This is a genomic window from Acinetobacter sp. BZX-2 (assembly GCF_055179795.1).
Window position 1 is genome coordinate 717,283 of record NZ_CM143686.1, and the last position, 25,366, is coordinate 742,648.

Here is a 25,366-nt window from a genome sequence, read left to right on the forward strand (position 1 = left end):
CCCGTGAGTAGACGACTGCTTAATCTTATTTAAAATTTCTCTCTTGTTTCGGCATGTCGTACTCCTTATATTTTGGGTTTGGTTAAACCACGGTTAATGAAAATCTTTTGGTTGGAAATGAACCAATGGCGGCTATTCTATAAATAAAAATAATTTTGTCAATTGATTTTAAAAATCATTTTAAAGTGAGGTTATTTATTCTTAAATTTTATGACGTCTAGATGCAATGAAAAAAGCAGCTCGGAAGCTGCTTTAATTCAATGAGTTAGAATATTATTCTTTATCAATGTCAAATGGTTGTACATCCATTTCTTTGTAGGAAATAAGCTTACTACGATGCTTCCATTTGTAGCCTAACCAAATTGCAAGGAACAATGGAATACTGATATAGGTCGAGATCGCACTCATCCAATCACCATCCAATACAGCTTGGTAATTTTGACCAAGTACAACAATCGTACATAAGATGAAAGCAAACCAAGGTGCAAATGGGAAGAATTTGGCACGGTAAGCTAAATCTTCAAGCTTGTAACCTTGAGCTAAATAGCCTTTACGGAAGCGATAATGTGAAATAGCAATACCCAACCAAACGATAAAGCCGCACATACCTGACATATTCAATAGCCAAGTAAATACTTGGTTCTCACCAATAAATGTGGTTAAGAAACAAAGTGCTGCAATTGCAGTGGTTGCATACAAAGCATTCATTGGAACGCCACGAATATCTAATTTACCAAAGCATTTTGGTGCACGACCTTCACGTGCCATACCAAATAGCATACGTGTAGACGAATACATACCTGAATTACCTGCTGAAAGAATCGCAGTTAAAATCACAGCATTCATTAAACCTGCAGCAAATGCTAAACCTGCTTTTTCATACAACAGGGTAAATGGTGAAAGGGTAATATTACCGTCACCTTCAGCAGCTAAAGCAAGATTTGGGTCTGTGTAGGCAATCAATGTACCAATGATGAAAATACACAAGATATAGAATAAAAGGATACGCCAGAAGATTTGTTTAATCGCAATTGGAATAGTCTTTTTCGGATCTTTCGATTCACCCGCAGCAACCCCAACCATTTCAGTACCTTGGAATGAGAATCCTGCAATCATGGCTACACCGACCAAAGCTTGGAAACCACCCACAAAAGGTGCTTCACCAAGGGTCCAGTTTGTCGTTACAGATTGAGTTGGATCAAGCATGATTTTTCCAATCATGAATAAACCAATGGCGATAAAGAAGATGATCGCAACAACTTTGACCAATGAGAATAAAAACTCACTTTCACCAAAGCCTTTTACTGTTAAAGCATTGATAAAGAAAATAATAGCAAGGAATAAGGCACTCCACCAAAAACCAGGAATATCTGGAAACCAAAACTTCATGATGAATTGGACGGCAACCAGTTCAAATGCTACGGTAATTGCCCAGTTATACCAATAATTCCAACCAAGTGCGAAACCAAAGCCTTCTTCAACATACTTATTGCCATATGTGAAAAATGCGCCTGATGTCGGATTGTGCGTTGCTAACTCACCTAAACTGGTCATCAAGAAGTAAATCATGATTCCAATCAATGCATAAGCGAGTAATGCACCACCTGGGCCAGCAGTCGCAATAGTTTGACCTGAGGCAAGGAATAATCCTGTACCGATAGAACCGCCGATGGCGATCATATTTAAATGTCGAGCCCCAAGCTTGCGCTTGAGCTCTGGATGACCTGTTTCGCTCATCGTTCTTCCTTAAGATTTTTTTGAGTGTTGGCGAACAGCACTTTAAAGCCTTGTTGATCGGTCTTAGTCGTACATTGACTAAAGCTTTGCTCAATGAGTAATGGGTAATTGAGGAAGCGGTTAGCTACAATCCATAATTCACCACCAGATTTTAAATGGCGTCGTGCAGTCTTACACAAAGTTTCACTGGCATTATAATCGGTCTGTATACCTTGGTGAAATGGAGGATTGCTGACTATCGCATGTAAAAATAAAGGTGCATCTTCGATGCCTGTAACTGCTTTAACTTCAAGTTGTTCTAATGGTAAGTTATTTTTTTCAAATGTCATTTGAGTCGACGCTAATGCAAAAGCATCGACATCTAAAGCAAAAATACGATTTTTAGGATTTAACTTGGACAAATAAGCACTGATTACCCCAGCACCGCAACCAAAGTCGGCAATTTTTCCAGACGTCACTTGTTTTAAATACGGCAGTAAAACAGCTGTACCAATATCCAAATGGTTTTGGCTAAATACGCCTGGGAGAGAGCAAATCGTCAGTTCACCAGCAGGTGTAGCAACATTATAATGTTGAGCCCATTGCGCTAATGGTTTTGCTACAACCGCAGTATTGGTCGTGAGCTGCCACATTTGACAATGACGAGCGCTGTCTAATTTCGTGGTTTGTCCATAAGCTTGTAACTGTTTTGCAGCACGCTCAACGCCACCTTTCTTTTCTCCCACGAGGAAAATAGATGCACCGACAGGCAAGCGGCTGACCAAATTATGCAAAATATAATTGAGCAGTTCTTTCGATTTAGGAACAAAAATCACAGCTTGGTCAAAATTGGACTCAGGTAAATCTGTACCAAAATGTACATTGGCTTTTAGATTTTGAAAATACTGAAATTCGTTGTAATTCCACGTCCAAATACTTGCTTCGATGTCATGAGCTAAATTTGAAAGTAAATCATCCGTTGGCGCATTGACCAATAAAACTCGTCCAGAAAGATAGTCATGCTGTCGAATGACAACTTCACTTCTTGGCTCCATATTCACCATCCATCATAAAAATTTGAACAATAATGCCCAGTCTAAGCTGGGCATTATAAAGAATAGATTTACTATTTTTTAGTTTCAGGTAAAACTAAATTTAAAATCAAAGCGGCAAGACCGCCTGTTGCAACACCAGAACCAAAAATATTACGTGCCAATTCTGGTAAATGTTCCAAAATTTGAGGAACTTGTGCAACACCTAAACCTAGACCTAAAGAAATTGCAATAATCAAAAGGGCACGGCGATCTAACTGAATTCCCGATAAAATATTAATTCCAGAAGCAGCAACAGCACCAAACATGACCATTACGGCACCACCAAGCACAGCTTGAGGTACGGCTTGAATAACACCTGCAACAGCTGGGAATAAACCAAGAATCACCAATAAGACTGCGATCCAAATACCGACGTAGCGACTAGCTACACCTGTAAGTTGAATAACACCATTATTTTGTGCAAATACAGAGCTTGGAAAGGTATTGAAAATACCTGCTAAGAAAGAATTTGCACCATTGACCAAAACACCACCTTTGATACGTTCCATCCAAACTGGACCATCAACAGGCTGATTAGAAATTTTAGACGTCGCTGTCACATCACCAATGGCCTCTAAAGAGGTTACAAGGTAAATAAATGCCATTGGAATAAATAAACTCCAAGAGAAGCTAATTCCAAAATGCATCGGTGATGGGATTTGAATGAGAGGTGCGTCTTTTAAACCTGAAAAGTTTAAATACCCCATAAAGCCTGCAAGAATATAACCAACGACTAAGGCAATTAAAATGGCTGAGCTTTTTACCCAAACAACTTTTATACGATTCAGTAGGATAATAATTGCAAGTACAGTACATGACATAATGAGATTATCAGCACTGGCAAAAGTTTTGTCAGACATGGCTTGATAACCACCACCCATGCTGATGAGGCCTTCTTTAATTAAGGTCAAACCAATCAACAGTACAACAATACCCGTCACCAATGGTGTGATCAGCTTTTTAACCCAAGGCAAAATGCGAGATACACCCATTTCAATAAATGATCCTGCAATCACTACACCGAAAATAGAAGCCATCACAGCTTCAACAGGTGTACCTGCGGCAACCATGGCAGAACCAATACCGATCATCGGACCAATAAAGTTAAAACTGGTGCCCTGAACAATCAGTAAGCCTGCACCAAATGGCCCAATTTTTTTACATTGTAAATAAGTTGCGACACCTGAAATCACCAATGACATGGAAAGAATCATGTTGGTATCTTGTGGCGAAACACCTAAAGCTAAACAGATTAGTAAACCAGGTGTTACAATTGGAACAATAATCGCTAATAAATGTTGTAAGGCCGCAAAAAAAGCGATAAGTGGTTTTGGACGATCATTTAGACCATAAACAAGGTCGATTTGACCCTGAGTTTGTTTGGGAGGGGTATTAAAATCAGACATGACCACAATGGGAGAAGCAGCAAGATGGCGCTATTCTAATCGCTTTACATGCCATTACAAAACAAAAAACAGGTCCTTGTGAAAAAAACTTGTAACTGTCAATAAACTGTCACTACTAAAAGTTAAGATTTTTCTGTATAATTTGCCCTCAAATTTAAAGCGTATCGAATTTACATGTCTGATATTAAAACTCTCCGTAACATTGCCATCATTGCGCACGTCGATCATGGTAAAACCACTCTGGTAGACAAACTTCTGCAACAATCTGGTGCTCTCGGTGATCGCGCGGGTGAGATCGAGCGTGTCATGGATTCGAATGCGTTGGAATCTGAGCGTGGTATTACCATTCTTGCAAAAAACACTGCAATTAAATGGTTAGACAAACGTACTGACACTGAATACCGTATTAACATTGTTGACACCCCAGGGCATGCTGACTTCGGTGGTGAAGTTGAACGTGTTATGTCCATGGTTGACTGTGTACTTCTTCTTGTAGATTCACAAGAAGGTCCAATGCCACAAACTCGTTTCGTAACGCAAAAAGCGTTCGCACGTGGTTTGAAACCAATCGTGATCATTAACAAAGTCGATAAGCCAAGTGCTCGTCCAGATTGGGTAATTGATCAAGTATTTGATTTGTTTGATAACCTTGGTGGTACTGACGAACAGTTAGACTTCCCAGTTGTTTATGCATCAGGCTTACGTGGTGTTGCTGGTCCTTCTCCAGAAGAATTAGCTGAAGATATGACGCCGTTGTTTCAAACAATCGTAGACATCGTTGAACCACCTGCAGTTGATGCTGATGGTCCATTCCAAATGCAAATTTCATCACTTGACTATAATAGTTTCGTCGGTGTAATCGGGGTTGGTCGTATTCAACGTGGTTCAGTAAAAACAAATACCCCAGTAACAGTGATTGATAAAGATGGTAAGACACGTAACGGTCGTATCTTAAAAATCATGGGTTACCACGGTTTAGAGCGTGTTGATGTTGATTCTGCACAAGCGGGTGATATCGTATGTATCACAGGTTTAGATGCATTGAACATTTCTGACACCATTTGTGATCCTAAAAATGTTGAAGCTTTACCTGCATTGTCTGTAGATGAACCTACAGTTTCGATGACTTTCCAAGTAAACAACTCTCCGTTTGCTGGTAAAGAAGGTAAATTCGTGACTTCACGTAATATTCGTGAGCGTTTAGATCGTGAATTGATCCATAACGTCGCATTACGTGTTGAAGACACTGACAGTCCAGACCGTTTCAAAGTTTCTGGTCGTGGTGAACTTCATCTTTCTGTATTGATCGAAACAATGCGTCGTGAAGGCTTCGAGATGGGTGTATCTCGTCCGCAAGTGATCATGAAAGAAGTTGATGGTGAAACTCAAGAGCCATACGAAAACGTAACTTTTGACGTTGAAGAACAACACCAAGGTTCTGTAATGGAACAAATGGGTAACCGTAAAGGTGAGTTAACCAATATGGAAGTCGACGGTAAAGGTCGTATGCGTATTGAAGCAACTGTACCTTCACGTGGCTTGATTGGTTTCCGTTCTGAATTCTTAACTATTACTTCTGGTACTGGTATTATGACTTCAAGCTTCTCGCATTATGGTCCTGCTAAACAAGGTGCTGTTGCGAAGCGTCAAAACGGTGTACTTGTATCAATGGTTAATGGTACATGTTTAGCTTTCGCTCTATTCACTCTACAAGATCGTGGTCGTCTATTTGCTGAACCACAGTTAGAAGTGTATGAGGGGATGATTGTTGGTATGAACTCACGTTCAGACGACATGACTGTGAACCCAACGAAAGCGAAACAGTTAACAAACATGCGTGCATCTGGTACAGATGAAGCTTTAACATTGACACCTGCAATTAAATTCACGCTTGAACAAGCTTTAGAATTTATTGAAGATGATGAATTAGTTGAAGTTACACCTAAATCAGTTCGTATTCGTAAAAAATTCTTAACTGAAAATGATCGTAAACGTGCTGCACGTGGTATGTAATCGTTTCAGATAGAAATTTGAAGAATTTCTAGAAAAAACCGCAATTCGTCAGAGAGTTGCGGTTTTTTTGTATAAATTGTAAAAAAATATAGGAAAATTATAAAAACCGAGTAAATTAGGTGGAAATATATATTAAATTTTAATGTATACTTCGTCACATAAAAATTACGCAAAAAGAGCGCGTGGAGATACAAATGAGCATTATTTCAGAATTCAAAGAATTTGCTGTCAAAGGCAATATGATGGACTTGGCTATTGGTGTAATCATCGGTGGCGCTTTTAACAAAATTATTGATTCTTTAGTCAAAGATATCATCATGCCATTAATTTCTGTGATTACTGGTGGGGGAGTTGATTTTACTCAGAAGTTTATTGTACTTGGCGATAACCCGAGTAACCTGACTTCATTGGATGAGCTCACTAAAGCAGGTGTGAACGTTTTAACTTATGGTAACTTCATCACGATTGTATTGAACTTCCTGATTTTAATGTGGGTTGTATTCTTACTGGTTAAATTCTTAAATAAAATTCGCAAACCAGTGGAAGAAGCACCAGCAGCAACTCCAGAAGATATTGAATTATTACGTGAAATTCGTGACGAACTCAAAAAACGTCCACAAGCTTAATGATGGATAAATAATCATGATTAAACGGCACTTTTCAGTGCCGTTTTTTTTATGAATCGTTTATGATCATGTTTAAAGGATGATGGGAATATCATAATGACAAAACGTTTAATCATATTCATGATGGTTTTTGGGCTCATCAGTTGTTCAGAACAGCAAAACAATCAAAATGATATTCAAAATAAAACTAAGAATTTAAGTTTCGCAGATATGCCCAATGAAAAAACCACTTTTGAGGTGATTGAGGCAAAATCAATTGATGGAAATGATGCTTTATTGGTGGCATTGCAAACCCAATTGTTAAAAGATCAATTTGAATTTGTTGAGAAAGAAAGTGGTCGATCTTGGTCTGAAAATGATTGTACCAACAATAAAATTATTCAGGTCAAAGGGGATGGCATACGCTCATATAGAGCAGAGAGTCTGGTAAAAATTGGTCAGAACCAAGTACGTCCAGATTTTAGTTTATTGGTTTTTGCTTTTGAAGATGCGCAGCAGGCGGAAAAGAATTTTCTCAGCTTAAAAACAGCAGTCGAATCAGACAACGGTTTTTGTAATGGTAAATCACCTGAAACCATTGTACATAATGGTAATGAGGTGTTTTACTTCACCACACGTGCGGAAATGTTCAGAACTTATATCGATCAGTATTCAAAATTTGTAGAAGATTATAAAGTTGAAAAACAGCCTGAAAACTAAGCTGTATTTTCAACGCATTTGAATAGATACAAATGATCAAAGAGTTGGTTTAAAAATCCATACGGAATTTAATTTCAAGTAGATGAAAACCAAACTGACTTTTAACAGGCCCATGCAAAACATGTTCTGCTGCTGTAAAAACCAGTTTATCAATCACAGGAACCAATTGCCCCTTTTTGACCTCACCGAGTTCACCACCACGCTTGGCTGAATTACAGGTTGAATACTGTTTCGCAACTTTTGAAAAATCAGCACCATCTAAAATCTTCTTCTTAAGTTGTTCTGCCAAGCCTTTATCTTTGACGAGAATATGACGAACAATTGCAGTTTTCATTTAGATTTACCTCGCTGAGTTTGAGAAGTGTTCACTTTTTTCAAAGGTTGGCATTGTGGACAAAACACACTTGCACGCTGTCCTAACTTCAAGTTTTCCAATGTTGTTTCGCAGTTCACACACATTTCACCCGCACGACCATAGGCCAATAAGGTTTGTTGAAAATAACCATTTTCACCCATTGCATTGCTATAGTCTTTTAAGGTTGAGCCACCTAAATCAATGGCTTGCTTCAAAATACGTTTAATTTCTACAACCAGTTTTTGAATTTGCGCTGCGGATAAAGTCGAAGCTGGCTGCGCTGGATGAATCCCTAAATTAAATAAACTTTCTGTAGCGTAAATATTGCCCACACCAACCACAATATGGTTATCCATGATTGCAACTTTTATGCCGACATTTTTATTTTTTAGTTTATTGGTTAAATATTCTTTATTAAATGAGTCGCTTAAAGGTTCTGGGCCAAGCGTATCAATCAATTTGGTTTGACTTTCTTCATTGAGCCAAATGATACAACCAAAACGGCGTGGATCATGATAGCGCAATTCCATATCTTCAAATTGAATAATCAGGTGGTCGTGCTTTCTCAGTTCATCATGCGGTTCGCAAATTCTAAAACTACCTGACATACCGAGGTGCCACAGCATACTGTGTGTTTCAAACTCAGCCAAAATATACTTTGAGCGACGGCTGAGTTTTAATAATATTTGCCCTTTTAAATTGTGAATATCTTCAGGAATAGGCCATCTTAGGCGAGATTCCCTGACTTGGATATCGACAACTTTTTGGTTAAGCAAAGGCAACAAACTGGTTTTTGTTGTTTCAACTTCTGGAAGTTCAGGCATGTCATCATCAGAATACAAAACATTGGAGCTTATTGTATTGGAGAATGGTGCTGGTATAAAGCCGAGAAGGTTGATGGTCAGTTATTTTGGTCGAGAACAGAAGCGGTTAGTCTTTTGAAGGCTCATCTAAGAAATAAAAACATCATTACAGTGAATAGGATGGCTGATTGCTAAAGAATGAATATAAAAGGAGAACTTAATTTGATGGCACAAATTTGAGACAGTTGAAAACGTTGATGCAGGGTATAATCTTCAGCTAAACAGTTCAGTACCCTACTAAATGATTCATGCTTTGACTTAAGGTTTAGCGTATGTGTTCGCTTGATAAATAAGTCAAGTCGGTATTGCTTTGGTCATTTAGGAGGGACGTTATTTTTCTAAATATTCCAAAGGAAGCCGCCAATGCAAAGAGTGACTCATTTAAAAATTAGAACGACGCTACTTTGTTTAACGGCATGTGTTGTGCAAAACTTATATGCTGAAACGGAATCGCAAAATTCCGTTCAGCTCTTACCCACAATTAAAGTTGAAGCAACACGTTCAGATACCCGTTTTTTGAATACACCTGCGTCAGTGTATCGTATAGATCACGCTCAAAATCAAAATAATATAGGAATCAATCTCACAGAAACCCTGAAAGGGATTCCTGGTTTACAACTGAATAATCGTGAAAATTATGCGCAAGACTTACAACTGTCTATGCGTGGTTTTGGCGCACGTTCAACATTTGGGGTGCGTGGGATTCGTTTATATGTCGATGGTATTCCTGCAACCATGCCAGATGGACAAGGTCAGACTTCGAATATTGATTTAAGCAGTTTAGATCATATAGAAGTGCTCGGTGGGCCATTTTCCTCGCTTTATGGAAATTCTTCAGGTGGGACAATTTTAACCACAACCAAAGAAGGGCAAGGCCGTGATTCTATCGAACTTGGTTATTCAGGCGGTAGTCATCATAAAAACCGTGCCGATATTGTTTTACAAGGCGGTGTAGACAAAGCCAATGAACCGAGTTATGTGGTGAGCTCATCGTATTTTGATACCGATGGTTATCGTGAACATAGCGATGCGCAAAAAGTTTTAAGTAATGCCAAATTGACGTGGAATTTAGCTGATGGTTCTAAAATCAATTGGTTAATGAATTATGTTGATATTTCTGCCAATGATCCGCAAGGTTTGACACGTGCCCAATGGAAAGCAGATCCTCAACAACAAGTGCCATTTTTAAAACAATTTAATGTTCGTAAAGATATTAACCAAACACAGACAGGTATTAATTGGACGAAGCCAATTAATGATCAGAATGAAATTTATAGCATGATCTATTTAGGTCATCGTGAAGTCACACAATATCAGTCTATTCCAATGTCAACACAGAATAACCCACGTCAGGCGGGTGGTGTGATTGATTTTGAACGTGATTATTATGGTGCGGATCTACGTTGGACAGGTAAAGATTTATTGCCCAATACGCGTTTGAGCATTGGCTTAGCTTACGATGCGATGAATGAAGATCGTCAAGGTTATGAGAACTTTATTTTAGAAAATAATAAACCCAATTATGGCGTTAAAGGTGATTTACGCCGTAATGAAAAGAATACTTTATGGAATTTAGATCCTTATCTGCAAGCTTCTTGGCAATTTTTACCAACCGTACGATTGGACACAGGCCTGCGTTATAGCAATGTGCATTATCAATCTGAAGACCACTATATAAAAGGTACAAATGGTGATGATAGTGGTAGTACAGATTATCAAAAAGTTTTGCCATCTGCTGCTTTTACATGGGAAATCACACCTGATTTAACAAGCTATATCAGTTATGCCAAAGGCTTTGAAACACCGACTTTTACAGAAATGGCCTATCCAGCTGAAGGCACAGCAGGAATCAACTTTGCTTTAAAAGCATCGACCAGTGATAACTATGAGTTAGGATTAAAAGCGCAGAATCGTTTAGGTGATTTCACGGCTGCTGTTTTCCAAAGCAATACACGAGATGACATTGTTTCTGCGGGATCTGTTGATGGTCGTGCTACTTTTAAAAATGCAGAAAAAACTTTACGCCAAGGTATTGAATTATCGTGGAATAAAAATCTATGGCAGGACTTAACTGTACAAGCCAGCTATAGTTTCTTAGATGCAACATTTGATGCAGATATTGCCAATTCAGACCCGCAGAAAGTGGTTAAAAGTGGAAATTACATCCCTGGGATTGCAAAAAACCAAGCTTATATTGCTTTAGGGTGGCAGCCTGAAACGGGCTTTAATGCAGGTATAGATGTACGTTATATGGATAAAATCTATGTCGATGATTTGAATAGCGATGCCGCACCAAGTTATACCTTAAGCAGTGTCAATGTCGGTTATATTTGGAAAAATAATGACTGGAAAGTCCGTAGCTTTGCTCGTATAGATAATTTATTTGACCAAAATTATGTGGGCTCAGTGATTGTAAATGATGGAAATGGCCGTTTCTTTGAACCCGCAGATGGTCTAAATTGGAGTGCAGGACTGAGTGTCACGAAGCAATTTTAATCGTCACTTTGAATTAAATTATCTTTAATCAAATCATCCTATTTAACCATTAGGGGAAGGTGTTCATGTCTATGTCGGTTCAATCGTCTGTAAAATCAAAACTATTTGAGCAAATTCAATTTGGTTCGCTTTCCCTTGTGAATAAAATCGTGATTGCACCCATGTGCCAATACTCTGCAACAGATCAAGGTGAAGTCAGCTACTGGCATGAACAGCAGTGGGCAAATTATGCTTTATCAGGTGCAGGTTTATGCATTGTGGAAGCAACAGCCGTGCAGAAAAATGGTCGAATTAGTTATGCGGATCTTGGGCTGTGGAATGATACACAACGTGATCAGATTAAAGCTTTAATCAATAAGGTGAAAACGATTTCTCCGATGCCTTTTGCAATACAACTGGCACATGCAGGACGTAAAGCATCTACAGAAAAACCGTGGTTAGTTAAACATGGTAAAGGTCAGATTGCACCTGAGTCTGAACATGGATGGCAAACAGTTTCAGCCAGCCATATTGCGTTTAATCCAAATGATGTTTTACCACATGCATTAAGCATTGCTGAAATAAAGCAAATACAACAAGACTTTGCAGCGTCGGCAGTCCGTGCTGTAGAAGCAGGTTTTTCGTTAATTGAAGTGCATGCAGCGCATGGTTATTTGCTACATCAATTTATGTCACCATTATCGAATCACCGTCAGGATGAGTATGGGGGCAGTTTTGAAAATCGTATTCGCTTTACTTTAGAAGTGGTGCAAGCAATACAGCAAGTTGTACCACATGATTTTCCAGTAGGGATTCGTGTTTCAGCAACGGATTGGATGGAAGCAGAAAGTGCTTGGGATATCGAATCGAGTGTTGAATTATCTAAAGCTTTAGAGCAACTTGGTGTTGCTTATATTCATGTATCCTCAGGGGGCTTGCATGAAAAGCAAAACATTAAAATAGGTGAGAATTACCAAGTTCCTTTTGCAAATGCAATTAAAAAACAGGTGAATATTTCAGTAATAACTGTGGGTATGATTACAGAGGCTGAACAAGCCGAACAGATTTTACTAAATGAAGAAGCTGATGCAATTGGTTTAGCTCGAGCAATACTTTATGATCCACGTTGGCCGTGGCATGCCGCTGCAAAACTGGGTGAAAAAGTTCAAATAGCACCACAATATTTGCGTTGTCAGCCACATGGTGTTAAAGATTTATTTGCAGCGTTTTAATATTTTGCTATTCAACAATAATGATTTATTAAAAATATTTAAGTATTTGAAAGATATATTTTAAGGTGTATCTTTCTTTACATCTTCAGGAAAGGGCGTAATTGGATGATTTTTTCGGTAATTTTTCCTGTATTTTTCCTGTTATTTTTGGGTTTTTTCTCGGTTCGTATCCAGCTATTAAGCAAAGAACAAATGACTGCACTCAGTGCATTTGTGATTAAAGTTGCTTTGCCAGCACTATTATTACATGCACTCGCATCTAAAAACTTACAAGAAATTTGGTATCCCTCATATTTTTTCGTATATGCAGGTGTTACAGCACTTTTATTTACACTGTCTTTTATTATCGGATTAAAAGTATTTTCTAACACCATTACCCATGCTTCTATTTTTTCACATGGAGCATCCATGTCGAATACGGGTTTGTTGGGTGCAGCAATATTGACCCTACTTATGGGCAATCAAGCAATGATCTATATCTCTTTGGTGGTGATTATTGAGAGTGTTTTTCTCGTTCCTGCTGTATTGGTTTTAGCGGAAATAGGACGGCAGCATCAGCCAAATTTCACTGAAATCTTAAAAAGCACTTTTTTGACCTTATTTAAAAATCCATTGTTTTTATCGGTTGTGATTGGGATGAGCTGTGCCATTTTTCAGGTTCCGATTCCACACAGTCTAGATCAGGTTTTTGAAATGTTGGGACAAACAGCCGCACCATTGGCACTGTTTATCATTGGTGGGGGAATGGTTGGACTGACCATTCAATCTGTAAATAAGCAGACATTGTATTTAGTCTTTTCTAAAAATATATGCATGCCGATACTGGTCTATTTGGGATTAACCTATTTCACTGACTTAGATCAAAAAATGATTTATGCGGGGACTTTAATTGCTGCACTACCGATGCCGTCTATATTTGGTATCTTTGGGCAAATTTATGGTTTAAATGAGAAAGCATTAACACCACTTATGATCAGTACAGTTTTTAGTTTTATTGTGGTGAGTGTATTGATTGGGTTGTGGTGGTAAAAATACTCTCAGTAGAGAGTATTTTACATAGTGTGCAGTTTGAAAGAAAAAATTTACTTTTTAGGTGTCGCTGCTGCTGGCGCAGGAGTCTTCGCTTTTTCTGCAATGAGCTTATTCACAACTTCTAAAGATTCTTTCGCTCTAGGGACGTTTTGCTTTGCCAACTCGCCAAAAATCTTCTGTGCTTCAGGTAAGTTTTGGTTAATCAAATTGCCATTGGTCATCATATTTGCAACAGCCATGAGCGCAGGGATATAACCTTTTTGAGCTAAGCCTTGGATGGCTTTTAAACCTTGATTCACTGTAGCTGCATTTTTAGCCTTTAGACCATCGGTAATATCATACAACGCTTTGGCATGAATGGCTGGTGGAAAGCCTTTCTTTAGTAATGGGTCAAGTTTTTGTACCGCTAATTTGTCAGAAGCGGGTTTGCCTTCTGAAAATAATAAAACAGCCAATTCAACAGTTGCATCATCAAAACCTTGTGAAGATGCTTTTTCTAAATATTCACGAACTTTTTTAGGATCTTTGGCTAAGCCCAATTGTCCAGTTGCATAGCTTTGGGCTAATACATAACTCGCTACTGGATAACCTTTAGCAGATGAGTCCTGATAATATTTAAGGGCTTTTTTATCGTCTTTTGTAGTACCTTGACCTGTTTGAGTCAAATAGCCAAGATTGTACATTGCTTGACCATTTCCAGTCTTTGCAAGTTTATCCAATTCTTGGTACGCAGCAGTAAAGTTTTTAGCTTGAATAAGCTCTTGAGCTTTAGCAAATGCTGGATCTATATTACTTTTTGGAGCATCTGCGGCAAATACAGTAGCAGCCGATAAGCTGAGTAGTGTTGCTAAGAGAATTTTTTTCATTGTGTTTGAGTACCTTTTTTAATTTCAACATCATTCCGTTGTTGTGTTTAGAACACTGTTGAATCAGTGTTTTATCATAGATTGAAAATTGTAAATGTAAATATATCAATTGTATAAGTTGATGTATTTCTGTCTAAATTGTTTATAAAATAGAAATAATTAATCAAATATTAAGTTAGAAAAGGCAGATCCGAATTTTAAATCTACCAATTAGAACTGAAAATTTTTATTTCATCGCTTTTAATAATAACTCAATTTCACCTGATTCAAGCGATCCTGAAATACGGCGACCATCTTTTAAGAAAAATGTCGGTGTGCCATCAATTTCAAGCTTTTTAGCAAGTTGAATATTCTTTTCAATTGGCGTTTTACATGCTTTAACTTTGGCAGGTTGTTTTTTATCAATCATATAGTCTTGCCAAGTTTGGTATTGGTCTTTAGCACACCAAATTTGATCGGCAACAGTTGCGGCATTGGGGTGTAAACGAGTAATTGGATATAAAAATAAATAAACGGTCAGGTTGTCTATATTTTTGAATTCTTTTTCAAGATGTTGGCAATATGGACAATCAGGGTCGCTAAATAAGTAAATGACACGTTCACCATTGCCTTTTACATGTTTAATGGCTTGTTCTAAAGGCAAAGCTTTCACATCGATACGATTTAAAACGTGTTCACGTGCTTCAGTTAAATTTTGTTGTTGTTTTAAATCAATCAAATTGCCGACAAAGAAATATTGAGCATCTTCATTGGTATAGACAATGCGCCCACCCATATACACCTCATAGATATCTTTAACAGGGGTGTTATTTACTGATTTTACGGCAATTTCAGGATATTTAATTTTTAAATTCTGCTCAAGTGTTTTGATATCAGCATGCGCTGAACTGAGTGTTATTAGGCTTAATGTGAGTGTTGATAGCCAAGCTTTCATGATTGAACTCAATAAAATAATCTAACTTATTTTGCGTAAATCCTGATTAAAAATATATTGAGATCATGTAATTATCTCAACTTTATCAAGTGTAGCGTTTGGTTGAGAACTATTTCAAATCAAATAGGAATGCATGCTTTGTTTTAAAATTTCAATCAGCTCTTCATCCATATATGGGTAATCGTCTGGAATATCCAAAACAATAACCTGCTTGTGTTGTAACTGGTTTTGAAATTTCTCTTTGATATTTTGTTTATGCTTTTGTTCCATGACAAAAATCAGATCTGCCCATGCAATATCTTTGCTAGAAATGGTATGTTTAGCATGTTTACTGGTTCCAGCAGAACGGGTAGAGACACCACCATAACCTACGGAAAAAACTCGTTCAGCAGTGGGACTACGCCATTGGTTACGACTACAAATAAAAAGAATGTTCAATCAATGCTTTTCCTATTTAGATTTTTTAGGGAATTTCACTGCTAACAATTAAAAACAATAGATTCTCAAAGTTTACTCAAAAATGATGAAAAGAGATTTGCTTTTCGCTCAGCTTTTGGTTAAATCTGCCCTTAAATGAAATTGTGAGAAGACTGATGTTTATTAAAGTCATTAAACGTAATTATGACAAAATTAGTCAAGATGACAGTATTGCCGATGAAGATAAAATTGACGCGTTATTAATGAAACTTGGTGCAGAATTTCTAGTCAGTAAAGATGATCGTGTTTATATTTTTGAAAAAGACGGGCAGACTGCAAAATTTGATGCAAAACATGCACGTGCATTTCATTTTAAAGACTATGTTTGTAAAGACATGAATAAATTATTTCATGGGTTTTGATGTTTAATATTCATTGAAAATGAGTGAGTTGTTAACGAGTTGTAAAAACAGTTTAAGTACTTAAATGAATCTTTCTTGTATTGCGTGTATTGAAAGTAATTCTGAATTTCTATAGTGATTCTTTTTGTGTTGTAACTGTTTGTACTCACAGAATAAGTGTAAATGTCATCACCCACTGTAAAGGCGTTTGCAGTGGTTGGGCTAAAAATGAATATAAAAAAAAGTTTGTATCTAGAAAGCCTACCTGCTTTGCGAGCAAAAGCATTTGACTATGTACTCGTCATTCAAGTTATATAATATAAAAAATAAGTTGTTATTCATAAGATGAATCGAGACCGATCTAAAATGATGAAAATATTCTCAATCTTATTCATATACTTAATTTGCCCAATGGCAGTTTTAGCCCAACAGCCAAAGCTTGTTCCTCATCAAATCAACTTAAAAAATGGGAAGCGTTTTTCTTTAAATCTTCCAGCAAATTACGAAATCATTCCAGCGGCTGAAGGTTTAAAACGAGTTCGTTTTTTTAGCAAAGCGCCCGATGGTAGGATGTTTGTAACGGATATGCACGATTTGTCCGACAATGAAAAAGGTGTCGTTTATATTTTGGATGAATGGAATGCTGAAACTGGGAAATTCGGCAAAATCATTCCTTATATGAAGGGTTTGAAGAATCCAAATTCAGTTCAATTTTATACCGATTCTTCTGGACAAGATTGGTTGTATCTAGCTGAAACTCATCAGCTTACTCGACGAAAATTCACTCAAGATGAAATTAAACCCACGGCAAAAGCTGAAGTTTTAGCGACTTTTCCTGATTATGGTTTAAGTTATAAATATGGGGGTTGGCATCTAACACGAACTATTGCAGTGGGTGGAAACGGGAAAATTTATGTTTCAGTTGGCTCAAGTTGCAATGCTTGCGTGGAGAAAGAGAAGGTTAGAGCGACAGTTTTAGAAATGAATCCCGATGGTTCGGAACAAAAGATTTATGCCACAGGTTTACGCAATGCAGTCGGTTTAAGATGGGTGGGTAAGTTTTTATTTGCCACCAATCAAGGTTCAGATCATTTGGGTAAAAATAAGCCTGATGAAACTTTTTATGCACTCAAACGTGATATGGATTATGGCTGGCCATCTTGTTATTCGTCGAATGGTAAAGTGTTTGTGGACTCTAAATTTAGACGACCAACAGGCTGTAAAAATGTACCGTCTCCTTATGCCTATTTCCCATCGCATTCATCTGCGCTTGGCTTTGACTATTTTGACGATCCAAACACAGATGACACGATTAAAAATTCTTTTTTAGTTGCTTTGCATGGTTCTACGGATGCCACAATTGGTCATGGTTATAAAATTGTGATTATGCGTAAAGGACAAAAATTACAGACATTTATGGATGGTTTTTTAGTGGGGAATAAGGTGAATGGTCGACCTGCGGATATTTACCGTATAGATGCAAATTCCTTTTATTTTTCAGATGATAAGGGTGGTGTGGTTTATTTTGTGAGGCGGAGATAATAAAAAAGCCAAAGTTTTGAACTTTGGCTAATTAATGAGTTCATATTTAAGAATTACATTTTTCAATATGTTGGAAAATTCGTTCGCAAAGTTCTTTTGCTTTTGGTGTAAGTTGCCAATCAGGGTTTTCGTCAAAATCTTTAATAATTTCACGGCAAAAATCTAATTTTTTCTTAATCGTACCCACTCCAGCACCGTCTGCAAATGGATTTTTAGAAGGGTTTTGATTAGGTATTTTAATTGCTTCATCTAATAAACGTCCAATACCGTATTCCGTGTGGTCAAAGTAATTTTGACTATTAATATTGGATATTAAATCAAAATCATAATCTTCTTTAGTGTCGATATTCATCCGTTCAAAACGACTTTTTGCAACTCTATTAATGACTTTAAAAGGAAGGGTGTTTTCTGTTTCTTTACATGCTAGAAGGTAAAATTGTTCACCTAATGATTCAGTCAATTGTTCGACACGATTTCCTTTTCCTTGAATATCACCATCTGCAATGAGAAGTACGCTGCTTGTTGTGAGCAAAGCATTCATACCTTGATCATTTAAGTGATCAGTGAATTCCTCGCTGAAATTCCAATGGACTAAATTACTTCCTGCATACTCCACAAATGTATAGTGATAATTCGGCATAAAACGACGGTATTTTTTATATTGTTCAGAATCAGATTTTTCTAATTCAGCTAAATATTTTTCCATATATTTGATGATATACAAACGGTCGGTAATACCTTCGACCCAAATCGTACAATTGGCTAAATAAACCGAAGATGGTTTGATACCTAATGAAGCGAGTAGGTCACGATCTCTATCACAACGATGAATTCTAAAATCGAAGCCATCTTTAGAATCCTCTTTTGGTTGTTTGACAAATTTTTGGATGATGACTTGATCTGATTCATCTGCCATATCTAAAAGATGGTTGGAATGTGTGGTAAAAAAATAATAATGATTAGTTTCATTTAGATAGAAGTTCATGAGTTGTCGAACCATACCTGCATGCATGTGGAGTTCGGGCTCTTCTATAAAAAATGCATGAGTTTGCTCATTTCCATCTTCATCATACTTTTTAATATATGTTTCATAAGTTAGAATAATTGCTTGTTGTAGTCCATCGCCAAGCTCGTAAATAGGTCGTTGTTTATCATTTCCAATTTTAATATTTACAACATCTTGGTCGTGTTTTGGGATAAGTGTAATAGGTTCATTATCAAAGAAATATTGGCTTAAATTTTCTTCATAATTTTTAATTAAATCGCGTTGTTCAGGCTCACCAAGCAGATGCTGTTTTAGTTCTTGATAAAGAGATTCACCTGTAATTATATTTTGAGTATTGAACTTTGATTTATCATCAAAATAATCTTTTTGAGCACGTTCAATATAAGGTTGTTTATTTTCTATTCCTGTAACAGGTCGCATTCCTCTTAAAACTGGGAGATAATATTTTTCACTAAAGCTCAGATTAGTTATTAATTTTTTATGTTCTTTTAAATTATTAATTAAATTAGATATTGTATCCAGTCTTGTTGGCAAAGTGCCTTTAGATATCTTTGTTGAAATATTATCAGAAAACTGGAAATTATTTCGCTTTGGAGTCTGTATTAACTTTTTCCCATGTATTTCTTTAAAGCTAGCAAATTCCTCTTGTAAAGAATAACGTATTATATCTATTCTTTGGAAGTCATTAGAAAATTTATGAAATGTAGGGTCATTTTGTATATCGTATATTATGTAATCTTTTAACTTCTGAGAAGTTGTAAATAAATTCCTTAAAAAACGACTTTTCCCCGCATTATTTTTACCAATAAAAAAGTTCAATCGTTTTATTTCTATAATTTGATCGTAATCTTGTTCATTATCAGAGCTATAGTCATTTAAATTTTCTGCCCAATAGTATAATTTTTCAGTCATTAAAAAGCCCCCAAAACTAAGAATAAGTTTTAGAGGCTAATTTATCACAACATTATAAAAAATATAAAGTTATTGCGGTCTCGCCACATCACCATTTAAGCTTTCAGGCAAGTCTAAAATATCTAAACTTAGTTCTGCCAAAGCAGCAGGTTTTGCAACCACTAAAGCTTTGTAAGTATCATCCAATTCGATGCTGTTGACGATCTGTGTATTATCATTCAACAAGGTCGCAGGAGCAGGGGCATGTCCACCACCTAAAACCAAATGTAACCAACTTTTCGGTTTAGCCTTAAACCATAAACGGGCAATAATTTCCTGACCCAAATAACAACCTTTGTCGTAATGGACGCCTTCACGTTGATGTAAACGTAATTCCTGAGGTTGGAACAAGTGCTCAGTTGCGGCTGAAATCCATGCTTGACCTGCGTCTATGGCTTGTAACTGCCATGCATTCACATCCGTTTCAGTCGTTGAAAAGTCAGTGGTTGCACCATTCAAAATAGGGAAAACTTGAGCTGCTTGTTCAAGCTTCATTTTTGAAAATGCACCAAATTTTTTAATGTGTTTGGCAAACTCTTCAGCTTGGTCTTGTGTAGTCACAATTTCAAAATGTTCAGGATTCAGTTTTTTTAACCAAAGTCCAAAATGAATACGACCTTTTAAATCACAAATCGCAGTGTATTGAGAAATATTTTCAGCCAAAGCTTCAACATTTACAGTCACTTGCCCTTGCAGAAATTTGAGTGCATCTACACCAATTAATGTGAAAGAGGAGAAAGCTAAATCGCTCATGAAATGCTCGCTTGTCTTAAATCTAATACTAAAGAATGGTTCTTATTGTCCGCTATTTTTCAAAAAAGAGAAGTTTTAGTGCAAATATTTTCATGTAATTGTTACTAAATGTTTCTAAAACCCCTGTTTTTATATGTAAATACATGAAATATAAACGATTTGGGAAATGGGTTTTCGACAGTGTACTATTCAAGCCATTAGACACGCAGTACAAAATGATGCAAGAGGCACACCTGATGAATAACAACTACCGTAAACCACTGCAAAACACCCAGCTCGAATACTTCGATGTGCGTCAAGCCGTAGAAGACATCCAGCCAGGCGCTTATGCGAAACTTCCTTACACCTCAAAAGTATTGGCTGAACAGTTAGTCCGCCGTTGTGACCCAGCCATTCTCGAACAATCTTTAAAAGAGTTGATTTACCGTAAGCAAGACCATGATTTTCCTTGGTATCCTGCACGTGTTGTGTGCCATGACATTCTTGGACAAACAGCATTGGTTGACCTTGCAGGTTTACGTGATGCGATTGCAGATCAAGGTGGCGATCCATCTAAAGTCAATCCTGTTGTACCGACTCAGTTGATCGTAGACCATTCACTTGCTGTGGAATACGGTGGTTTTGACCCAGATGCCTTTGAGAAAAACCGTGCAGTTGAAGACCGTCGTAATGAAGATCGTTTCCATTTTATCGAATGGACAAAAACAGCCTTTGAAAATGTTGATGTGATTCCTGCTGGTAACGGCATCATGCACCAAATCAACTTGGAGAAAATGTCTCCAGTGGTGCAAAATCGTGAAGGCCTAGCATTCCCAGATACGTGTGTCGGTACAGATTCACATACACCACATACCGATGCATTGGGTGTAATTTCGATTGGTGTCGGTGGTTTAGAAGCTGAAAATGTAATGTTAGGTCGTGCATCTTGGATGCGTCTTCCAGACATTATCGGTGTTGAATTTATTGGACAACGCCAAGCGGGGATTACTGCAACCGATATCGTTTTAGCATTGACTGAATTTTTGCGTAAAGAACGTGTTGTCGGTGCGTACCTTGAGTTCTTTGGTGAAGGCGCAGACAGCATGTCAGTGGGTGATCGTGCCACGATTTCCAATATGACACCTGAATATGGCGCAACTGCAGCCATGTTCTACATCGATCAAAACACCATTGATTATTTAACCCTGACAGGTCGTGAAGCCGAGCAAGTTGCACTGGTTGAAAACTATGCCAAAGAAATTGGTCTTTGGGCATCAGATATGAAACAAGCGGAATATCCACGTGTCCTTCGCTTCGATCTTTCAACAGTAACACGTAATATTGCAGGCCCATCAAACCCACATGCACGTGTATCTACAGCTGATTTAAAAGAAAAAGGCATTGCAGGCGTGGTTGAGAATCGTACTGATGGTTTAATGCCAGATGGTGCTGTGATTATTGCTGCAATTACTTCATGTACCAATACATCAAACCCACGTAATACCGTTGCAGCAGGTCTATTGGCACGTAAAGCCAATGAATTGGGTTTAACTCGTAAGCCTTGGGTGAAATCATCTTTTGCACCGGGTTCGAAAGCAGCGGCGCTTTACCTTGAAGAAGCAGGTGTATTGACTGATTTAGAAAAACTCGGTTTTGGTATCGTGGCGTATGCATGTACGACCTGTAACGGTATGTCAGGCGCTTTAGATCCTAAACTACAGCAAGAAATTATTGACCGTGAATTGTATGCAACTGCGGTACTTTCGGGTAACCGTAACTTCGATGGTCGTATCCATCCTTATGCAAAACAAGCGTTCTTGGCATCGCCTCCACTCGTTGTTGCGTATGCGATTGCAGGAACAATTCGTTTTGACATTGAAAAAGATGCTTTGGGTACAGATAAAGAGGGTAACCCAATTTACCTGAAAGACATTTGGCCATCGGATGCAGAAATCGATGCATTGGTTAAGGAAGCGGTGAAACCTGAACAATTCCGTAAAGTGTACATTCCAATGTTTGATTTGGGTGTTACTGAAAAAGCAGCAAGTCCTTTATATGACTGGCGTCCGCAAAGTACCTATATCCGCCGTCCGCCGTATTGGGAAGGGGCTTTGGCTGCACCTCGTACATTGTCAAATATGCGTCCGCTTGCAATCTTACCTGACAATATTACAACGGATCATTTGTCTCCATCGAATGCGATTATGATGGATTCGGCAGCAGGTGAGTACCTACATAAAATGGGTGTACCTGAGGAAGACTTTAACTCTTATGCAACCCATCGTGGTGACCATTTGACGGCACAACGTGCGACATTTGCCAATCCAAAATTGTTTAATGAAATGGTGGTTCGTTCTGACGGTACGATCAAGCAAGGTTCGAAAGCACGTGTTGAGCCTGAAGGCGAAGTGATGCGTATGTGGGAAGCGATTGAAACCTATATGAATCGTAAGCAACCTCTTATCATCATTGCGGGTAAGGATTATGGTCAGGGTTCTAGCCGTGACTGGGCTGCAAAAGGTGTGCGTCTAGCAGGTGTTGAAGCGATTGTGGCGGAAGGTTTTGAGCGTATTCACCGTACTAACTTGGTGGGTATGGGCGTGTTACCGCTGGAGTTTAAAGCGGGTGTTGACCGCAAAACTTTAAAACTAGATGGTACTGAGCTGTATAGCGTGATTGGTAATATTGCACCTCGTTCTGACTTAACTTTGGTGATTGAGCGTTCTACCGATGATGGTAAAGAGCAGATCATTAAAGTGCCTGTAACCTGTCGTTTGGATACCGAAGAAGAAGTGTCTGTATATGAAGCGGGTGGTGTATTACAACGCTTTGCGCAGGATTTCTTGGAAGGGAATGTGGCTTGATGTAATTCTTTAAATCCTCCCCTTACGGAATATATTCCTCACCTTTTTCAAAGGAGGGAGTTCCCCTCTTTAAAAAGAGGGGCTAGGGGAGATTAAAGTCATTGAAATTGTTGTAAAAAGACCCTATCTTTGTGATGGGGTTTATTTTAAGCTTGAGCTAATTATGAGTAACGATAAAGAAACTACAGATAATAAAGATCATATCGAAAATGTATTGAAAAGATATTTGGTATCTATTGATGCAATTACATCGACAGCAAAAATTGCATTACCACATATTTTGGAATGGAAGGTTTCAGAAATTGAAAAATTACAAAATCAATTAAAAAAATTTGAAAGTGATAAGAATGAAAATTCATCTAAAAAAGGTCTAAAAGTAAAAAGTGCACGAGATTTTGCTGAGGTTTCAGAATGTATTCGTCAATTAGACAGTATGATTACAAAAAAATATGATGCTTATTTAGCAAAAAGTTTATTCACTCAATTATTTGCAGAGTTTGATGCTTATATTGGCGAATTATTAAAAGTAATTTATCAAAATAATGAAAATCTTTTAAAAGGTATTGTTAGGGAAATTTCATTATCAGACATAATGGAGTTTACAGATTTGGAATCTGTAAAATTGTCTATGTTGAATAAAGAAATTGAAACTTTAAGGAGAGAAAGCTATATAGAGCAATTTTCAACATTGGAAAAAAAATTTAAAATTGAGCTAAAAAAATTTAAAGAATGGTCTGCATTTGTAGAATTATCCCAGCGTCGAAATATTATTATGCATAATGGAGGAGTTATTAGTGAACAATATCTTAATGTATGTAGTAAAGAGGGGTATAACTTTTCAGAAGATATACAGATAGGAAATTCTTTAAACGTAAGCTTTGATTATTTTATAAGTGCTTCCAGGATACTTTCAAAAGTAGGTTTAATGCTTACTTATACACTTTGGTGTAAGGTTGCACCCAAGGAAGCTGAAAAAATACATGATTCATTAAATAATACAATTTATGACTGCCTACAAAATAAAAAATGGAAATTTGTAGCTGAATTAGGCGATTTTATATTTAGTAAGCCTATGCTAAATAATATACCTGAAATTCTTCATAAGATAAGAATAATTAACTATAGCATAGGATTGAAATTTTCAAATAATTCTAGTGAAGCTGAAAAAACCCTTAATTCTGTAGATTGGTCTGCAAACTATAGAGATTTTAAATTAGCTATTGAAGTTTTAAAAGAAAATTACTCTCAGGCAATTGATATTATGAAAAGCATTGGTAAAAGTGGAGAGTTAATTTCTCAACATAGTTATCATATCTGGCCACTTTTTATGCGTTTAAGAGAACAACAGGAATTCTATGATGCATATTATGAAATTTACGGAGAACATTTTTCAGAAAGTCTTGAATTACCTGATGAAACTATTATTAAAGCCACAATGGAAACCTTAACAGAAATATCTCCAAGTATTGAACAGTCTGAAATTGAGAAAAATGATGTTATCGGAGATGGAATTAGGAGTGAATTAGGCTGTGAGGAAGTTCTTAAATCTTAGTTGATAATAAAACTCATATTCGCTCTACTTTACGATGTGGAACTCCAAACTGGTTTATTTCAACATTAAAAAACTTACAATTCATGATCCTCGGCCAGTTTGGTATTCCATCCTACAAGGATGATGCAAGAACTCTATAAAATTAGGAGTCACAAATGCCTATAGAAAAAGAAACACTTCCTAAAATTGAAGAAAATACAGTCCAAGAGAAAACAGCTAACGTAGAAAAGCTATTTAAATCACTTTCTGAAATGCCTTCTGACTTCTATTCCGAAGAAAGAGTAGATCAATCACCGCAAGAGCGAGAAGAACCTTAATATCATTTCTTGCAAAAATGATACCATCATTTTTTAAAATAGACAGTAGACATACATCAAAATTAGGCTATACTTTGTTCACCATTTCTAAAACCTATGGAGAACAAAAATGGTTACTGCTGGCGAAAAACCCGGAACAGGCTTCTATTTTTGTGTCCAATGCGGACATCGCGTTTACTTAGAAATTGGTACAGATCGTTTACCCCCGTGTACCAAATGCCTTGGCAATCAATTTAACAACAAAATTGCCTAAGCAGCACAGATAAAACAGTT

At 37.2% G+C, this 25,366-nt stretch carries 22 protein-coding genes; 12 read left to right on the plus strand and 10 right to left on the minus strand.

The features are described from left to right. Positions 1–273 precede the first annotated feature (273 nt). The 3 genes from ACY45D_RS03365 to ACY45D_RS03375 form a co-directional block, all read right to left on the minus strand. Positions 274–1,737 (minus strand): amino acid permease, encoded by a 1,464-nt coding sequence (locus ACY45D_RS03365; protein WP_463108436.1) that lies wholly within the window; start codon positions 1,735–1,737, stop codon positions 274–276. Next, complete coding sequence (locus ACY45D_RS03370; protein WP_463108437.1) at positions 1,734–2,771, minus strand: methyltransferase; 1,038 nt, start codon at positions 2,769–2,771, stop codon at positions 1,734–1,736. Before ACY45D_RS03370 ends, ACY45D_RS03365 begins: the two co-directional genes overlap by 4 nt. Before the next feature lie 71 nt (positions 2,772–2,842). Beyond that, entirely contained in the window at positions 2,843–4,216 is a 1,374-nt protein-coding gene (locus ACY45D_RS03375) for a uracil-xanthine permease family protein (RefSeq protein WP_463108438.1), read from the minus strand. Between the two features lie 174 nt (positions 4,217–4,390). On the opposite strand from ACY45D_RS03375, the gene typA reads away from it, so the two are divergent. The 3 genes from typA (at position 4,391) to ACY45D_RS03390 (ending at position 7,554) form a co-directional block, all read left to right on the plus strand. After that, on the plus strand, positions 4,391–6,229 hold the full coding sequence (typA, locus tag ACY45D_RS03380; RefSeq protein ID WP_463108439.1) for a translational GTPase TypA: 1,839 nt from the start codon (positions 4,391–4,393) through the stop codon (positions 6,227–6,229). 194 nt (positions 6,230–6,423) lie between these two features. Next, positions 6,424–6,855, plus strand: coding sequence for a large conductance mechanosensitive channel protein MscL (gene mscL / locus ACY45D_RS03385; protein WP_463108440.1), 432 nt, complete (start codon positions 6,424–6,426; stop codon positions 6,853–6,855). A gap of 96 nt (positions 6,856–6,951) precedes the next feature. After that, positions 6,952–7,554 carry a hypothetical protein gene (locus ACY45D_RS03390; RefSeq protein ID WP_463108441.1) on the plus strand — a complete coding sequence of 201 codons (603 nt, stop codon included), beginning with the start codon at positions 6,952–6,954 and terminating at the stop codon, positions 7,552–7,554. A 49-nt stretch (positions 7,555–7,603) separates the two neighbouring features. Here the strand turns inward: ACY45D_RS03390 and ACY45D_RS03395 are convergent, their stop codons facing one another. Further along, positions 7,604–7,888 (minus strand): peptidylprolyl isomerase, encoded by a 285-nt coding sequence (locus tag ACY45D_RS03395; protein ID WP_463108442.1) that lies wholly within the window; start codon positions 7,886–7,888, stop codon positions 7,604–7,606. After that, on the minus strand, positions 7,885–8,733 hold the full coding sequence (gene mutM, locus ACY45D_RS03400; protein WP_463108443.1) for a bifunctional DNA-formamidopyrimidine glycosylase/DNA-(apurinic or apyrimidinic site) lyase: 849 nt from the start codon (positions 8,731–8,733) through the stop codon (positions 7,885–7,887). The genes ACY45D_RS03395 and mutM overlap by 4 nt, the downstream gene beginning before the upstream one ends. A gap of 402 nt (positions 8,734–9,135) precedes the next feature. Between mutM and ACY45D_RS03405 the strand changes: the two genes are divergently transcribed. The 3 genes from ACY45D_RS03405 to ACY45D_RS03415 all read left to right on the plus strand — a co-directional run bounded on the left by ACY45D_RS03405 (position 9,136) and on the right by ACY45D_RS03415 (position 13,508). Further along, positions 9,136–11,268 (plus strand): TonB-dependent receptor domain-containing protein, encoded by a 2,133-nt coding sequence (locus tag ACY45D_RS03405; RefSeq protein WP_463108444.1) that lies wholly within the window; start codon positions 9,136–9,138, stop codon positions 11,266–11,268. Positions 11,269–11,339: 71 nt separating this feature from the next. Continuing rightward, positions 11,340–12,479, plus strand: a complete 1,140-nt coding sequence (locus ACY45D_RS03410; RefSeq protein ID WP_463109418.1) for an NADH:flavin oxidoreductase/NADH oxidase — start codon at positions 11,340–11,342, stop codon at positions 12,477–12,479. A gap of 105 nt (positions 12,480–12,584) precedes the next feature. After that, positions 12,585–13,508, plus strand: a complete 924-nt coding sequence (locus ACY45D_RS03415) for an AEC family transporter (RefSeq protein ID WP_463108445.1) — start codon at positions 12,585–12,587, stop codon at positions 13,506–13,508. Positions 13,509–13,561: 53 nt separating this feature from the next. Here ACY45D_RS03415 and ACY45D_RS03420 read toward each other — a convergent pair whose 3' ends face one another. The 3 genes from ACY45D_RS03420 to ACY45D_RS03430 form a co-directional block, all read right to left on the minus strand. Beyond that, positions 13,562–14,377: a tetratricopeptide repeat protein gene (locus ACY45D_RS03420; RefSeq protein WP_463108446.1), complete on the minus strand. Its 816-nt coding sequence runs from the start codon at positions 14,375–14,377 to the stop codon at positions 13,562–13,564. A gap of 226 nt (positions 14,378–14,603) precedes the next feature. Next, positions 14,604–15,311: a DsbC family protein gene (locus tag ACY45D_RS03425; RefSeq protein WP_463108447.1), complete on the minus strand. Its 708-nt coding sequence runs from the start codon at positions 15,309–15,311 to the stop codon at positions 14,604–14,606. Positions 15,312–15,425: 114 nt separating this feature from the next. Further along, positions 15,426–15,749 carry a low molecular weight protein tyrosine phosphatase family protein gene (locus ACY45D_RS03430; RefSeq protein WP_463108448.1) on the minus strand — a complete coding sequence of 108 codons (324 nt, stop codon included), beginning with the start codon at positions 15,747–15,749 and terminating at the stop codon, positions 15,426–15,428. A 155-nt stretch (positions 15,750–15,904) separates the two neighbouring features. Between ACY45D_RS03430 and ACY45D_RS03435 the strand changes: the two genes are divergently transcribed. Together ACY45D_RS03435 and ACY45D_RS03440 are read left to right on the plus strand one after the other, a co-directional pair. Beyond that, positions 15,905–16,150 carry a hypothetical protein gene (locus tag ACY45D_RS03435; RefSeq protein WP_463108449.1) on the plus strand — a complete coding sequence of 82 codons (246 nt, stop codon included), beginning with the start codon at positions 15,905–15,907 and terminating at the stop codon, positions 16,148–16,150. Positions 16,151–16,495: 345 nt separating this feature from the next. Next, on the plus strand, positions 16,496–17,671 hold the full coding sequence (locus ACY45D_RS03440; protein WP_463108450.1) for a PQQ-dependent sugar dehydrogenase: 1,176 nt from the start codon (positions 16,496–16,498) through the stop codon (positions 17,669–17,671). Between the two features lie 46 nt (positions 17,672–17,717). Here ACY45D_RS03440 and ACY45D_RS03445 read toward each other — a convergent pair whose 3' ends face one another. Continuing rightward, positions 17,718–19,589, minus strand: a complete 1,872-nt coding sequence (locus ACY45D_RS03445) for an AAA family ATPase (protein ID WP_463108451.1) — start codon at positions 19,587–19,589, stop codon at positions 17,718–17,720. 69 nt (positions 19,590–19,658) lie between these two features. Next, entirely contained in the window at positions 19,659–20,381 is a 723-nt protein-coding gene (gene ygfZ / locus ACY45D_RS03450; RefSeq protein WP_463108452.1) for a CAF17-like 4Fe-4S cluster assembly/insertion protein YgfZ, read from the minus strand. Positions 20,382–20,617: 236 nt separating this feature from the next. On the opposite strand from ygfZ, the gene acnD reads away from it, so the two are divergent. The 4 genes from acnD (at position 20,618) to ACY45D_RS03470 (ending at position 25,346) form a co-directional block, all read left to right on the plus strand. After that, entirely contained in the window at positions 20,618–23,224 is a 2,607-nt protein-coding gene (gene acnD / locus ACY45D_RS03455; protein WP_463109419.1) for a Fe/S-dependent 2-methylisocitrate dehydratase AcnD, read from the plus strand. Between the two features lie 163 nt (positions 23,225–23,387). Next, positions 23,388–24,776, plus strand: a complete 1,389-nt coding sequence (locus ACY45D_RS03460) for a hypothetical protein (RefSeq protein ID WP_463108453.1) — start codon at positions 23,388–23,390, stop codon at positions 24,774–24,776. A 155-nt stretch (positions 24,777–24,931) separates the two neighbouring features. Next, a complete protein-coding gene (locus ACY45D_RS03465; RefSeq protein WP_463108454.1) occupies positions 24,932–25,093 on the plus strand; it encodes a hypothetical protein in 162 nt (53 codons plus the stop codon). A 109-nt stretch (positions 25,094–25,202) separates the two neighbouring features. After that, positions 25,203–25,346, plus strand: a complete 144-nt coding sequence (locus ACY45D_RS03470; protein ID WP_120383770.1) for a zinc ribbon-containing protein — start codon at positions 25,203–25,205, stop codon at positions 25,344–25,346. Positions 25,347–25,366: the final 20 nt, after the last annotated feature.